Source organism: Flavobacterium sp., from assembly GCF_043780635.1.
Classification (GTDB): domain Bacteria; phylum Bacteroidota; class Bacteroidia; order Flavobacteriales; family Flavobacteriaceae; genus Flavobacterium.
This window is the reverse complement of record NZ_JAYWCK010000069.1, coordinates 39,891-54,581: the sequence shown is the minus strand read 5'-3', so window position 1 is coordinate 54,581 and position 14,691 is coordinate 39,891. Positions and strand designations below refer to the sequence as shown.

The window sequence follows — 14,691 nt, the reverse complement described above, 5'->3', positions numbered from 1 at the left end:
AAAGAATTCTATTTTATTATTCAAATATGAACACTTTTACTGAAACAACGTCCAAAAAAGAACAAGACTCAATCGCACAAAAAACAGTTTATTCGGTATTGTTTTCGATAGCATTTGCCCATTTATTAAATGATTTGATGCAGGTGATTATTCCTTCTACTTATCCATTATTGAAGCAAAATTTCAGTCTTTCATTCACCCAAATTGGTTTAATAACTTTCGTTTTTCAGCTTACGGCTTCTTTATTGCAACCTTTTATTGGGTTTTATACTGATAAAAATCCAAAACCTTATTCATTAGTAATTGGAATGATTTTCACGATTTCAGGATTAGCATTTTTGTCTCAATCTTCTTCTTTCTGGATGTTGTTGGTGTCTGTTTCATTTGTCGGAATCGGTTCATCCATATTTCATCCCGAAGCTTCACGTGTGGCTTTCTTAGGCTCAGGTGGAAAGCGTGGATTAGCCCAATCTATTTTTCAATTGGGAGGAAATACGGGCAGTGCAATTGGTCCATTATTAGTGGCTTTGATTGTCGCTCCTCACGGACAATCCTATATAATTTGGTTTGTAATAGCTGGTGTTTTAGGAATGATTATTACTTCAAGAATTGCACTTTGGTATCAAAATCATTTGGATTTACGTGCTTCAAAGAAAATATTTTTAGAAGAAGGAACAATTCATTTTTCCAAAAGAAAAGTAAATGTCTCCATCGCGATTCTATTGCTGCTAATCTTTTCGAAGTTTTTCTATATGGCAAGTATGTCAAGTTATTTTACTTTTTATTTGATGCATAAATTTGGGCTTACTATACAACAATCTCAATTTCATCTATTTGTTTTCTTGGCTTCAGTGGCTGCGGGAACTTTGATTGGCGGACCTTTAGGAGATCGTTTTGGTAGAAAATATATTATTTGGATTTCGATTCTAGGAGCTGCACCTTTTACTTTAATGTTGCCGTACGCTAATTTATTTTGGACGGGAGCTTTATCCGTAATTATTGGAGTAATTCTAGCTTCGGCATTTTCGGCAATTTTAGTTTTTGCGCAGGAATTAATGCCTGGAAAAGTAGGAATGATTTCTGGGTTGTTTTTTGGCTTTGCCTTTGGAATGGGAGGATTGGGTTCTGCAGTTTTGGGTTATTTCGCAGATCAAACGAGTATTGAATATGTATATAAAATAAGTTCTTTTCTTCCGTTAATTGGTATCATAACTTACTTTTTACCGAATATGAAAAAGGAAAAAGCCAATAACTAATTTGCATTTTATTTATGATTTTACTTGTTAGAATTATGATTTTTTTATTTAATTTTAGGTAATATAAAAAACGATTATTATGGCAACACTGCGATTAGGAGACTTTGCTCCAGATTTTGAAGCGGAAACTACACAAGGAAAAATTCATTTCCACGAATGGTTAGGAGATTCTTGGGGAGTATTATTTTCGCATCCAGCAGATTTCACACCTGTTTGTACCACTGAATTAGGAACAGTGGCAAATTATTACCCTGAATTTGTAAAACGGAATACAAAAGTTATTGCATTGAGCGTTGATGGAGTAGAGTCGCATTTAGAGTGGATAAAAGACATTAATGAAACTCAAAACACTACAGTAAATTTCCCTATTATTGCAGACGAAGACAAGAAAGTTGCTACTTTATATGATATGATTCATCCTAATGCGAATGATAAATTAACAGTTCGATCTGTTTTTATAATTGGGTCTGACAAAAAAATAAAATTGACCTTAACTTATCCTGCCTCGACTGGTAGAAATTTTGATGAATTACTTCGTGTGATTGATAGTTTACAATTAACTGCAAATTATAGTGTGGCAACACCAGCAAACTGGGAAGACGGCGAAGATGTTGTTATTTCACCTTCAATCCCTGACAGTGATATTCCTGCAAAATTTCCAAAAGGATTTAAACGAATAAAATATTATTTAAGAATGACACCACAACCTAATAAATAGATTTTGTAGGTTTTAGCTAATAAAAAAAGTACAATGAGAAATTTTCTTTTTGTACTTTTTTTTATTTTCATAAAGGAAATTTTTGTTTTATTGAATCAAGTAAAGTTGTTTATTTTGGCATATTGTAACAGCATAATTGTTTTGGCATCTTTTATTTCTCCATTTTCAATCATTGCAAATGCTTCGTCAAAAGTATACTCTAGGACTTCAATATTTTCTTGTTCGGTATCAATTCCTCCACCTTCATTTACTTTCATTGTTGCATCATATTCACCAACAAATAGGTATAAAATTTCGGTAACAGCGCCAGGTGACATATAGGTTTCAAAAACTTTATGAACTGTTGAAAGTCGATAGCCTGTTTCTTCTTCTGTTTCTCGAATAATGCATTGCTCTGGATGATCTTTATCCAATAGACCCGCGCAAACTTCAATCATCATTCCTGATGCATTTCCGTTGAGATAAGTCGGCATCCGAAATTGACGGGTTAGAATCACCGTTTTTTTAGCCGAGTTATAAAGCAAAATTGCAGCTCCATTTCCACGATCATATACCTCACGAATATGAGTTTCAATGGGATTGTCTTCTTTTTGATAATCGTATGTTACTTTATTTAAAATATACCAATTGTCTGAAAGTAAATCAGTTTGTTGGATTTTTATTTTTGGATTTTTCATCAATGAACTGAATTACGGATTTCGAGGTTTTATAACAATGTTTTTATACATTGTTCCCCAATTATTATTGTTTGTATCGTTAGGCAATCCTGTTTTAGTAAGTAACGCATCGGTATCATTTTCATTGTATTTCCATACCCAAGCGCAAACGGATTTACCACGATTGTAGAGTTCATTTAATAAAAACTGAGGATTCATAAGCTCGCCAGCATTCATTGGAGCTATTTCTCCAAAAATTAGAGGTAAATTGTTAGTTTGTAAATTATCTAATCGACTTGTAATATTCGTGTTGCTTGTTAATAGCCATTTTTCATAAGCATGAATATCATAAAGAATATTAGTTTTGTTTACTAAAAATGACGTCCCTTTATTTATCAATACACTTTCGTCCTGGCCTTGCTCTGCACAAGGAACTACGATGATATTTGTATTGCCAGTGTTCCTAATATTGGCAACCATTGCGTTCATATCATTCATCCAAATGGCATCAGTGTAACCATCAGCTCTATCAAATCGATAAGGTTCGTTCCAAACTTCAAGCCAAACATCGGGTTGGTTTTTAAACTGATTTGCCCAACTTTGTAACTTTATTTTATAATCAGTAAACCAAGTAGTTTTTGCAGGCATTGTTCCTGTAAATAATGTTGCCGAAGTGCCGTCCCAACCGAAAGGGCAAAGAATTGTGATTCGATTATTTAATCTATTGCCGTCGACTATTTTTTGTAATGAATGAAGCCAGCTACCATTTAAATCTTGAATTGGACTACCGTCAATGGGGTTTTCTTTTACGTTTCCAATAAATTCTCTAGCGATATCCATATTCCAAGATTTTATATCATCATTTCCAGTACTACTAGCGCCAAAAGAATGAAACGCATTCGCTCCAATTAATTGAATTGGTTTTCCAGAATTTAAAATTTTTGTACCCAAAATAGCATATACGGTTTGGGGAATTGGCGTAACAACGTCTTCCGATTTTGAACAGGAAGAAAAAATTTGAAAAGCTAAAATAAGGAGAAAAATTTTCTTCATAAAAGGATATAAAAAACGCCCTGAATTTCAGAGCGTTTGTATAATTTATTTAAGAATTGTTTGCTTTCTATCAGGTCCTACAGAAACAATTTTTATTGGAACTTCAACTTCCTTTTCTATAAATTCAATGTATTCTTTTAACTCAATTGGTAATTGATCATAAGTGGTCATTCCAGTCAAATCAGCTTGCCATCCTTTGAATTCTTTAAAAACTGGAGTTACATTTTCAGGTTCAATATTATATGGAAAATGAGATATATTCTTGCCTTTGTAATTATACTCGGTACAAACTTTCAATGTTGGAAATCCAGAAAGAATATCGCCTTTCATCATCATCAATTGTGTAACGCCATTGATTTGAACGGCATATTTCAATGCTACTAGATCTAACCAACCACAACGTCTTTGTCTTCCTGTAACAGAACCAAATTCATTTCCTACTCTTGCCATTGTTGCACCATCTTCGTCAAAAAGTTCCGTTGGGAATGGTCCGCTTCCTACGCGTGTTACATATGCTTTAAATATACCGTAAACTTCTTTTATTTTATTTGGAGCAATTCCTAAACCGGTACAAGCACCAGCCGCAGTTGTATTTGATGAGGTTACATATGGATAAGTTCCAAAATCAACGTCCAATAATGAACCTTGGGCACCTTCGCATAATATTGCTTTTCCTGCTTTTTGTGCTTGGTGTAAATATTCTTCGCTGTCTACAAAATCTATTTTTTTCAATTCTTCGATGGCTTCAAAGAATTCCTTTTCCATTTCTTCTAAATTGTATTGAATGGCAACATCGTAGAATTTAATCATTTCTTCGTGTTTGTTTGCCAAAGCGCGGTATCTTTCTTTGAAATCTTCGAGCTCAATATCTCCAACACGAATTCCGTTTCTACCGGTTTTGTCCATGTAAGTAGGCCCAATTCCTTTAAGTGTAGACCCAATTTTCGCTTTTCCTTTTGCAGCTTCAGATGCTGCATCAAGCAAACGATGTGTTGGTAAGATTAAATGTGCTTTTCTGGAAATTATTAATTTATTTTTTATGTCTAAATTAAATTTGGCTAAGCCTTCTATTTCTTTTTGAAAAACAACTGGGTCGATTACAACTCCATTTCCGATAATGTTTATGGCTGTTTTATGAAAAATCCCTGAAGGTATGGTTCTTAAAACGTGTTTGATTCCGTCAAATTCTAATGTGTGTCCCGCATTTGGTCCACCTTGAAAGCGAGCAATAATATCATATTTTGAAGTAAGAACATCAACAATTTTTCCTTTTCCTTCGTCACCCCATTGTAATCCTAATAATAAATCTACGGTCATTCTGTGTGTTATTTGTAGTTAATTTGTGTGTGTTATTTTTGTTTTTTTGTTCCGTATAAGTATAAGGAGTGGTTTGTAATTTCAATATCGAATATTTCTTCGATTGTTTTTTTGATAATTTGAATTCTTGGGTCACAAAACTCAATTACTTCGCCTGTATCAGTCATGATGATGTGATCGTGCTGCTTATCGAAATATGATTTTTCGTAATGTGCCTGATTTTGCCCAAATTGATGTTTGCGGACCAAGCTTGATTCCAATAAAAGCTCTATTGTGTTATAAAGAGTTGCTCTACTCACACGGTAGTTTTTATTTTTCATTTTGATATAAAGATTCTCTATATCAAAATGTTCTTCGCTTTCATAAATTTCTTGAAGTATTGCATAGCGCTCAGGCGTTTTGCGATGTCCTTTGTTCTCAAGATACATCGTAAAAACACTTTTTACAATTTCTTGATTTTTGCTGTTATCTGTTGAAATTTGTGTCATATCATGCAAAGATAAATTATTATTTTAATGTATATCAATTATCGTTCTTATTTGTATAATTCAATTTAAAAAATATTAATTTTTATATTCTCGACTTACTTTATCAATACCATCAATTTGCTTGATATTATCAATTAATCTTTTAAGAATATTATTGTTTTGTACGATTACAGCTATTTGGCCTTTAAAAATTCCAGCCTCTCCACTCAAAGAAATACTTTGGATGTTTACATTCATATTATCCGAAATTACTTTAGTAAGTTTATTCGTAAGTCCTATTGTATCCATTCCAGTGATATGCAAAATTGCTTTGAATTCCTGCTGTGAGGAATCTATCCATTTTGCCAGAATAATACGATAGGCATAATTCGATTGAAGGCTTATCGCATTTGGGCAATCTTTTTTGTGAACTTTTATTCCTTCATTGATGGTGATAAAACCAAAAACCTCATCACCGGGAATCGGATTGCAACAAGTGGACAATTTATAATCTAGTTTGTCTTGGTCAGCGCCAAAGACCAACATATCATAATTACTGTTCAACACTTGTTTATGAATATCTTCGTTGGCAGTACTTGCAGAACGTTTAATTTTACTCTTGAAAAAATTAATAAAAGTATTACTTTTTTGAGCAGCATAATCTTTTAATTGCTGATTTTCGATAGCTCCAACTCCCACTCGGTAAAACAAATCCAAACTAGTTTTTAGTTTGAAAAAATTGACCAATTCATTTACAACAGATTCGCTTAACGTAATTTTTAAGTGTTTCAGTTTTCGAGTGAGTATTTCTTTTCCTTCCTCGGCAATTTTCTTCGTATTTTCGTTTAGTACATTTTTTATTTTATTTTTTGCTCTCGAAGTGGTAACATAATCAAGCCAGTTGATGGTTGGTTTTTGATATTGTGAAGTAATAATTTCAATTTGATCACCACTTTTTAATTCGTGATTTAAAGGGACTAATTTCCCATTTACACGGGTTCCTCTGGTGCGAATTCCAACTTCGGAGTGAATACTAAAAGCAAAATCAAGTGAAGTAGCGCCTTTTGGCAATGATTTTATTTCTCCTTTTGGAGTAAATACAAAGATTTCCTTGGAATATAAATTCATTTTGAAATCCTCTACAAAATCTACTGCATTTGTTTCTGAATTTTCCAAGGCTTCCTTTAGCAAATTGAGCCAAATGTCTAAACCACTTTCTTCGGATCCACCTTGTTTGTATTTGTAATGAGCAGCATATCCTTTTTCAGCAATTTCGTCCATACGTTCGCTTCGAATCTGAACTTCAACCCAACGCCCTTTTGGTCCCATAACCGTAATGTGCAAGGCTTCGTAACCAGTGGTTTTTGGTGATGAAATCCAATCTCGCAAACGGCTCGGGCTTGGTCTGTAATGATCAGTTACTATTGAATATATTTTCCAGGCAAGGAATTTTTCATCGTGTGGATTTGATTTGTAAACGATGCGCAACGCAAATTTATCGTAAACTTCATCGAAGCCAACTCCCTGAACTTTCATTTTTCTATAAATGGAATAGATAGATTTTGGTCTTCCTTTTATGATGTAATCGAGTTTTTCTTCATCTAATGCAGATTGAAGAACATCAGAAATGTCTTTTATATAGGAATCTTGTTCTTCCTTGGTCTCTTTTAACTTGCTTACAATATCATTATAAATTCCGGGTTCTGTATATTTTAGTCCTAAATCTTCAAGTTTGTTTTTTATTTTATATAATCCTAATCGATGGGCCAGTGGTGCATAAATGTATAATGTTTCAGAGGCAATTTTGACTTGTTTAAAATCTTCCATCGTGTCCAAAGTTTGCATATTGTGCAATCTGTCGGCGATTTTTATAAGAATTACGCGTACATCATCATTGAGTGTCAGTAACATTTTTCGAAAATTCTCGGCTTGCATCGAAACATTCATTTCTTTTTGAACCTTCGAAATTTTGGTCAATCCTTCAACAAGTTGGGCGACTTTTGGATTAAACATTCGTTCGATATCCTCGACTGTTATTGGAGTGTCTTCGACAACATCGTGCAATAATGCAGCTGCAATTGCGGTTGCACCCAAACCTATTTCCGAAGCTACAATTTTTGCCACAGCAATAGGATGAAAAAAGTAGGCTTCACCAGATCTTCTTCGTTGTTCTTTATGTGCATCCATAGCAACATCAAAAGCTTTACGAATAAGTTTTTTATCTTCGGGAGTTAAAGTTTGGTAACTAATACGAAGTAACTCTTTGTATTCTTGGAGGATTGCCTTGTTTTCTTTTTCAAAATCTATTTCTAACATAAAAGAATGGTTCAATTTCTAAAAATAGAAAAAAGGAATGAGATATGCAAACAGTGATTGCAATTAATAATTTCGAAAAACCTATTCTCTAACTCTGATAAAATCTAAATCTTGAAAATCATAACTAAAGTCTGTTAATTCTGAAATGGGCTTCATTTTTATAGCATCTAATTTTCCTGTTTGATCCAATTCAAAAAACAAAAAAGCATCAGCATTAAAGCTTCGATTGTCCCATTTTATTACGAAAGTATTGTCTTTATAGTAGAATACTTCGCCAACCAATTTAGGTGAACGAATGGATTTAAAAAATAATTTTCCTTTTTTTTCTGAAAGTTCAATTTGGCCAAACCAATTATCAACATAAAAACCGGTGTATTTTTTACCATCGATTTTAACTTTGTCTTTTTGATTTTTGGCAACGGCAGCCCAAACTTCATCGGTGGTTTTATCGGCTTCTGATATGTTATCTTTTTCCCGTTTGCTATACAATTCGACATAATTGGTATATGGAATATTTAGATAAGTGTCTTTAATAGTATTTGTAATGGCGGTAAATGCGGCACCAGATTGCTGATTTGTTAATACTACAATTCCCAAATTTAACTCTGGAAATAAAGTAGTTTGAGTTACAATTCCTTCTAGTCCGCCAGTGTGAGTAACTTGTTTGTATCCTTTAACATCACTCAAAAACCAACCCAACCCATAACCGCTAAAGTGTGTACTATATGGAGGTCTTGTATTTGCAGGAATTATGGTTTGAAGACTCCACATTTCATCTTGTTCCTTTTTAGAAAATAATTGATTCTGTTTTTCCGGACCGTATTTTCCGTTTTGCAATTGCAGAATCATCCATTTACTCAGATCGTTTACACTCGAATAAATTCCGGCAGCAGCATCGAAAGTATGGTTTTTATAACGTGAAATTATTTTTAATTTTCCATCAGTAGGGACGTGTGGTGCTATAATATTTGTCGTGTCTTTCAATCGTAAATAGGAAGCTGCACTATTATTCATTTCCAATGGTTTCATAATGCGCTGTTCGATGAAATCGCACCAAGATTTGCCACTCACTTTTTGAATGACTTCGCCTGCCACAATGTAAAGTAAGTTGTCGTAATCATATTTTGTTCTAAAAGCCGAAACAGGTTTTAAATACTGTAAATTATGGATAATATCAGTCGCTTTGAAGTGGCTTCCGTCAGGCCAAATCATCAAATCTCCAGCGCCAAGTCCGAGTCCGCTCCTATGAGTCACTAAATCACGAATGGTAAATTCATTGGTTACATAATCATTATACATTTTGAATTCGGGAAGATATTGGGTTACTTTATCATCCCATTTAAGTTTTTTTTCATCGACTAACATTGCCAAAGCTGCCGTTGTAAACGCTTTACTATTAGATGCAATTCCAAATAATGTATTTGCATCCACCTTTTCTTGAGTGAGAATTGATCTCACTCCGTAACCTTTTGATATAACGACTTTTCCGTCTTTGACGATTGCCACAGCAATTCCGGGAACGTTGAAATTTTTTAATGTGTTTTCTACTAATTGATCCAATAGTGGCTCAGTTATCTGGGCTTTTGTATTGAAATGGATAAATAACAATAACACTATGATTAATTTACAATTCATAATTCGTAATTTTTAATTCGTAATTTTATTAAACCCTCTTTGTCTTTTTGCTTCAAAAATCAAAATTGCCGCTGCAACCGAAACATTCATACTGTCAATTTCGCCTTGCATTGGAATAATGATGTTTTGTGTGGCAGCATTTCGCCATTCTTCAGTCAGTCCGGTTGCTTCTGTGCCTACAACCAATGCTGTTGGCGTTGTGTAATTTTGAGTATGATATGAAGTCGAATTTTGCAAAGTGGCGCAATAAATATTGATTTTTCGTTCTTTCAAAAAAGCAATAATTTCAGATGTTGTTCCAGTGGCAATTTGGTTGGTAAACAAACATCCTACGCTTGAACGAACAATATTTGGATTATATAAATCACTTTTTGGATTGGCAATAATCACAGCATCAAGATTTGCGGCATCGGCAGTTCGAAGTATAGCACCAATATTTCCAGGTTTTTCAGGAGCTTCGGCAACGAGAATCAATGGGTTTTCGGATAATTTTAAATCTGATAATTGCAAAGATTTGGTTTTGGCTACAGCCAAAATTCCTTCGGTTGTATCTCGATAAGCCAGTTTTTGATAAACTTCTTTCGAGATTTCAATTAACTCAGCATTTTTGTGTAACTTTTTAGCTTCATTTTCAGAAATCATTTCTGCCAAGAACAAAATCGTTTCTATTTTGAAACCTCCTTTAATGGATATTTCAATTTCTCTTTTTCCTTCAATCAAAAAAGTTCCGGTTTGTTTTCTTGCTTTTGCTTTTTCCTGCAAAAGAGCTAAAGATTTTATATATGGATTTTGAGCAGAAGTAATTTGTTTCATTTTCGAAAAGTATGTGTAAAGCGTCAAAGTTACAAAGGTTTTGCATATTTTTGAAGCATATATTCTTTTAGCGATACATTTTGAGAAATTACGAAGTAAAATTATACCAAAAAGACGATTTTGAAAACTGGAATGCCTTTATTGGTCAAGCCAAAAATGCTACCTTCCTATTTCATCGTGATTTTATGGAATATCACAACGATAGATTCCTGGATTTTTCCTTGATTGTTTTAGACAAAGAAAAATGGGTTGCCGTGCTTCCGGCAAATATTGTTGGTAATGAGGTTTTCTCTCATCAAGGGTTGACTTATGGCGGATTAGTTTATAATGAGAAGATAAAATTGGCTTCAGTTATTGAAGTTTTTAAAGATATTCTATCTTTTTTGAATGAAAATAATATCGAAAAATTACAGTTAAAATTAATCCCTTCCATTTATCATCAAAAGCCTGCCGAAGAATTAAATTATGCTTTGTTTTTGGCGGAAGCCCAATTAATCAGAAGAGATTCTATGTCGGTAATAGATTTGTCAAAGAAAAATATTTTATCAAAACTTAGAAAAAGGAGCATTCAAAAAGGTATTTTGAATGATTTTGAAATAAAAGAAGTGGAGGATTTTGAGTCCTTTTGGAAAGATATTTTAATTCCAAATTTAAACAAAAAATATCAAGTAAAACCAGTTCATAGTTTACAAGAAATAACTAGGTTGAAAGCTTTGTTTCCAGAAAGAATTCGGCAATTTAATGTGTATGAAAATGGAATTATTGTTGCTGGAACAACAATTTTTGAAAGTTCTAGTGTAGTTCATTGTCAGTATATTTCTGGAAAAGAAGATAAAAATGAATTAGGAGGACTCGATTTTTTATTTCACCATTTAATTACCGAAGTTTTTAAAAATAAACATTTTTTTGATTTTGGAATTTCCAATGAAAATCAAGGTCGGAAGTTAAATAATGGCTTGTCGTATTGGAAAGAAAGTTTCGGAGCTAATATTATTGTTCATGATTTTTATGAAGTTAAATCAATAAATTATAATTTATTAGACAACTTTTTGCTATGATAAAATTCCTTGATTTAAAAAAAATAAATGAGCCTTATGAAGTTGCTTTTCAAGAAAAGTTGAAAGCAGTTTTAGCAAGTGGTTGGTATATTTTAGGAAATGAAGTCGCAGCATTTGAAACCAATTTTGCTAGTTACTGCGGGACAAAACATTGTATAGGTGTAGGCAATGGTCTTGACGCTTTGGTTTTGATTTTCAAAGGGTATATTCAATTGGGGAAACTACAAAAAGGAGATGAAGTGATTGTTCCTGCGAACACCTATATTGCCAGTATTCTAGCTATTTTGCAAGCTGATTTGGTTCCGGTTTTGGTTGAGCCAAAATTAGAAACTTACAACATCAATCCAGATTTGATTTCTGAAAAAATCACTTCAAAAACCAAAGCTATTCTTGCTGTCCATCTTTATGGTCAATTAGCTGAAATGGATGCCATTAATGAAATTGCTAACGAAAACAACTTATTGGTAGTCGAAGATTCAGCACAAGCCCACGGAGCTTTTTTATCCGAAAATAGAATGTCAGGAAATCTAAGTGATGCTGCAGCTTTCAGCTTTTATCCCGGGAAAAATTTCGGTTCTTTAGGCGATGCAGGCGCAGTTACTACGAATGATTCTGAATTGACAAAAACTATTCTTTCCTTAAGAAATTATGGTTCTGAAACGAAATATTACAACGATTTTATTGGAACAAATTCAAGGTTAGATGAATTACAAGCAGCCTTTTTGAATGTAAAATTTCCCCATTTAGATGAAGATAATAATAAGAGGAAAGTAATCGCCAAACGCTATTTATCAAATATAATAAACGATAAAATCACTTTACCAACAGTGTCATTGCGAGGAACGAAGCAATCTAATCATGTCTTTCATTTGTTTGTCATTCGAACCAAAAATAGAGACGAATTGCAACAGTATTTATTAGACAAAGGAATTCAAACAATGATTCATTATCCAGTTCCGCCACACAAACAAAATGCTCTAAAGGATTGGAATCATTTGTCTTTTCCAATTACGGAAAAAATACACAATGAAGTATTAAGTTTGCCAATGAGTCCAGTTTTAACAGAAGAAGAAGAAGATTTTATTATTTCAATTTTAAATCAATACAATTGAAAAGGATAAAAAAGATAACGCAAACCAATCTATTTAAAATCACTTCTTTAAATAGCTTGAGCATAGTTTTACGATTATTTATTGGGTTAATTACTTCTAAGGTACTTGCGATTTTTGTAGGCCCAAGCGGATTAGCACTTTTGGGGAATTTTAGAAATTTCGTTGGCTCATTTGAAACTGTTTCGACATTAGGTTTTCAAAACGGAATTGTAAAATATGTGGCTGAAAGCAAAGAAAAAGAAACAGAATTAAAAAAATATGTATCAACAATTGTAATAAGCATTTCAGCAGTTTCATTGTTGCTTAGTGGGTTTTTATTTTCATTCCCTGATTTTTGTAATGAACTGATTTTTGGTATTGATTTTAAATATAGTTTTATTTTCAGAGCTTTTGCAATTGCTCTTCCTTGGTATGCTTTGTCGCTTGTTTTGGTTTCAATAATTAATGGTTTAGGTAAATTTAAAAAAGTACTTTACATCAATATAATTGGAAATTTTATTGGGCTTTTCGTTTCGGTCTTCTTTGTTTCTAAATTTCAAATTGCAGGAGCGTTGTTGTCAATTATTATTACCCCTTCACTTCTTTTTTTGGTTTCGTTTTATTACACAAACAAAGAACTTTCACTATTTAACTTAATTAGATTACGTTTTTTTGACTTCAAAATTATAAAAAACTTGTCTCATTATTTTTTAATGGCATTAGTATCGGGAGTAATAGGTTCAGTTGTTTATATTGCTATTAGAAAAAACATTATTTTAAATATTGGAATTCAACAAGCAGGATATTGGGAAGCTATTAGCAAAATATCTTCTTACTATTTATTATTTGTTTCATCAATATTGACCCTTTATTTTTTGCCAAAATTGGCTGTTGCAAAAAATAATCAAGAAACAAAAAAAATACTTCACAGTTTTTATAAAACGGTATTTCCTATTTTTATAATTACTCTAACAATAATTTATTTTTCTCGTTTTTTTATTATTAAATTACTTTTTACTAAAGAATTTCTCCCAGTTTCTTCCTTGTTTTTCTGGCAACTATTAGGGGATATTTTAAAAGTTGCCTCTTTGATCTTAGGATATCAATTTTTTGCTAAAAAAATGACCGTTGCATTCATCATTTCTGAACTATTTTCACTTGGAGTTTTGTATTTTGTGAGTGATTATTTGATTAAAATTTTTGGGATTGAAGGAATTGTGATGGCTCAAGCCTTTGATAATTTTATTTATTTGTTGATTCTGGGAGTTTATTTTAAGAAGAGTTTATTTTGAAATTATTTAACAATTTCTTGTTAAAAAACTTGCCATATTCATTTTTTTCTATTTTTACAGGAATTAACTCATAAAAAAATAATGAAAAAAGTTACACGCTTATTATCGGGATTATTCCTTTTAGGAACAATTACTACAAATGCTCAAATTAGCACTTCAACTGGTGGTGCTTCTAATGTGTTGCCTAATGTGCCAAGCACTAATACCAACATAGGTATTGGGACGACTAATCCAGTGGCTAAATTGGAAATTGCAGGTGGTTTGCCAAATGGTCAAAATTTTACTTCTGTGGATGATAGAGATAAGAAGAGTTGGATTTTTAATGCTGGTAGTATTGTTAATCCAATTAATGGTTCTAGGATGATAAAGTTTTTTGACTTCCCTCAATCAAATATAAACACAAAACCAAGTTTGTGGTTTGGTATAGAAGATAGGAATGATGTTGGACGATACAGATTTGCTGCTGAAACAGGAGGGAATACTCAAATGCAAATGCTTAATAAAAGTCAGCAAGTGTTATTTAGAGTTTATGAAGATGGAGTTGATAACTTGTATATGGATTTACCAAAGCCTAATTCTAGAATTGTAATTGGTGCTTATGGAGATTATCTACCAGAACATAAATTTGTAGTTAAAGGAAGTGCAAAAATTGAAGGTAATATTTTGACAGATGCTAATATAGGTATTGGATCATCAAGTTTTGTAGATGGTGCGGATACTTATAGATTGTCAGTAAAAGGAGCTATAAGAGCAGATAGGGTTAAGGTTTATACTACTTGGGCTGATTATGTATTCGAGAAGGGTTATAAATTGCCAACATTAGCAGAAGTTGAAAAACATATTCAAATCAATGGACATCTTAATGATATACCCTCAGCTAAAGAAGTGGAACAAAATGGTATTGATTTAGGAGAGATGAACAAAAAACTATTGCAAAAAATAGAGGAATTAACACTTTATGTGATTGGGCTTAACAAAGAATTACAGGTGGTAAAAAGTCAAATTAAAAAAGAATAATT

The 14,691-nt window shown here is 32.6% G+C and carries 13 protein-coding genes; 6 read left to right on the top strand and 7 right to left on the bottom strand.

What is annotated here, in order from left to right:
* Positions 1-26: 26 nt before the first annotated feature.
* Positions 27-1,256 (top strand): MFS transporter, encoded by a 1,230-nt coding sequence (locus tag ACH2BV_RS06335; protein ID WP_395049887.1) that lies wholly within the window; start codon positions 27-29, stop codon positions 1,254-1,256.
* A 79-nt stretch (positions 1,257-1,335) separates the two neighbouring features.
* A complete protein-coding gene (locus tag ACH2BV_RS06330; RefSeq protein WP_395049886.1) occupies positions 1,336-1,974 on the top strand; it encodes a peroxiredoxin in 639 nt (212 codons plus the stop codon).
* A 95-nt stretch (positions 1,975-2,069) separates the two neighbouring features.
* On the opposite strand, the gene nudK is transcribed toward ACH2BV_RS06330, so the two are convergent.
* The 7 genes from nudK to ACH2BV_RS06295 form a co-directional block, all read right to left on the bottom strand.
* On the bottom strand, positions 2,070-2,651 hold the full coding sequence (gene nudK, locus ACH2BV_RS06325) for a GDP-mannose pyrophosphatase NudK (protein WP_395049885.1): 582 nt from the start codon (positions 2,649-2,651) through the stop codon (positions 2,070-2,072).
* A 12-nt stretch (positions 2,652-2,663) separates the two neighbouring features.
* Entirely contained in the window at positions 2,664-3,683 is a 1,020-nt protein-coding gene (locus tag ACH2BV_RS06320) for a cellulase family glycosylhydrolase (protein WP_395049884.1), read from the bottom strand.
* Positions 3,684-3,728: 45 nt separating this feature from the next.
* Entirely contained in the window at positions 3,729-5,000 is a 1,272-nt protein-coding gene (locus ACH2BV_RS06315; protein WP_395049883.1) for an adenylosuccinate synthase, read from the bottom strand.
* Positions 5,001-5,032: 32 nt separating this feature from the next.
* Positions 5,033-5,488: a Fur family transcriptional regulator gene (locus ACH2BV_RS06310; protein WP_395049882.1), complete on the bottom strand. Its 456-nt coding sequence runs from the start codon at positions 5,486-5,488 to the stop codon at positions 5,033-5,035.
* A 75-nt stretch (positions 5,489-5,563) separates the two neighbouring features.
* The gene (locus tag ACH2BV_RS06305) at positions 5,564-7,783 is read right to left on the bottom strand and encodes a RelA/SpoT family protein (protein ID WP_395049881.1); all 2,220 of its coding nucleotides are present in this window, start codon (positions 7,781-7,783) and stop codon (positions 5,564-5,566) included.
* 81 nt (positions 7,784-7,864) lie between these two features.
* The gene (locus ACH2BV_RS06300; protein ID WP_395049880.1) at positions 7,865-9,418 is read right to left on the bottom strand and encodes a serine hydrolase; all 1,554 of its coding nucleotides are present in this window, start codon (positions 9,416-9,418) and stop codon (positions 7,865-7,867) included.
* A gap of 12 nt (positions 9,419-9,430) precedes the next feature.
* Complete coding sequence (locus tag ACH2BV_RS06295; protein ID WP_395049879.1) at positions 9,431-10,231, bottom strand: TrmH family RNA methyltransferase; 801 nt, start codon at positions 10,229-10,231, stop codon at positions 9,431-9,433.
* A gap of 80 nt (positions 10,232-10,311) precedes the next feature.
* Between ACH2BV_RS06295 and ACH2BV_RS06290 the strand changes: the two genes are divergently transcribed.
* The 4 genes from ACH2BV_RS06290 (at position 10,312) to ACH2BV_RS06275 (ending at position 14,689) form a co-directional block, all read left to right on the top strand.
* Complete coding sequence (locus ACH2BV_RS06290; RefSeq protein WP_395049878.1) at positions 10,312-11,289, top strand: GNAT family N-acetyltransferase; 978 nt, start codon at positions 10,312-10,314, stop codon at positions 11,287-11,289.
* Positions 11,286-12,401, top strand: a complete 1,116-nt coding sequence (locus ACH2BV_RS06285; protein ID WP_395049877.1) for a DegT/DnrJ/EryC1/StrS family aminotransferase — start codon at positions 11,286-11,288, stop codon at positions 12,399-12,401. Before ACH2BV_RS06290 ends, ACH2BV_RS06285 begins: the two co-directional genes overlap by 4 nt.
* Positions 12,398-13,672 carry an O-antigen translocase gene (locus ACH2BV_RS06280; protein WP_395049876.1) on the top strand — a complete coding sequence of 425 codons (1,275 nt, stop codon included), beginning with the start codon at positions 12,398-12,400 and terminating at the stop codon, positions 13,670-13,672. Before ACH2BV_RS06285 ends, ACH2BV_RS06280 begins: the two co-directional genes overlap by 4 nt.
* An 81-nt stretch (positions 13,673-13,753) precedes the next feature.
* Positions 13,754-14,689, top strand: a complete 936-nt coding sequence (locus ACH2BV_RS06275; protein WP_395049875.1) for a hypothetical protein — start codon at positions 13,754-13,756, stop codon at positions 14,687-14,689.
* The last annotated feature ends 2 nt before the right edge of the window (positions 14,690-14,691 follow it).

Coding starts and splice junctions, on each gene's coding strand:
- ACH2BV_RS06335 (WP_395049887.1), top strand. CDS start 27: ATGAACACTTTTACTGAAACAACGTCCAAAAAAGAACAAGACTCAATC.
- ACH2BV_RS06330 (WP_395049886.1), top strand. CDS start 1,336: ATGGCAACACTGCGATTAGGAGACTTTGCTCCAGATTTTGAAGCGGAA.
- nudK (WP_395049885.1), bottom strand. CDS start 2,651: ATGAAAAATCCAAAAATAAAAATCCAACAAACTGATTTACTTTCAGAC.
- ACH2BV_RS06320 (WP_395049884.1), bottom strand. CDS start 3,683: ATGAAGAAAATTTTTCTCCTTATTTTAGCTTTTCAAATTTTTTCTTCC.
- ACH2BV_RS06315 (WP_395049883.1), bottom strand. CDS start 5,000: ATGACCGTAGATTTATTATTAGGATTACAATGGGGTGACGAAGGAAAA.
- ACH2BV_RS06310 (WP_395049882.1), bottom strand. CDS start 5,488: ATGACACAAATTTCAACAGATAACAGCAAAAATCAAGAAATTGTAAAA.
- ACH2BV_RS06305 (WP_395049881.1), bottom strand. CDS start 7,783: ATGTTAGAAATAGATTTTGAAAAAGAAAACAAGGCAATCCTCCAAGAA.
- ACH2BV_RS06300 (WP_395049880.1), bottom strand. CDS start 9,418: ATGAATTGTAAATTAATCATAGTGTTATTGTTATTTATCCATTTCAAT.
- ACH2BV_RS06295 (WP_395049879.1), bottom strand. CDS start 10,231: ATGAAACAAATTACTTCTGCTCAAAATCCATATATAAAATCTTTAGCT.
- ACH2BV_RS06285 (WP_395049877.1), top strand. CDS start 11,286: ATGATAAAATTCCTTGATTTAAAAAAAATAAATGAGCCTTATGAAGTT.
- ACH2BV_RS06275 (WP_395049875.1), top strand. CDS start 13,754: ATGAAAAAAGTTACACGCTTATTATCGGGATTATTCCTTTTAGGAACA.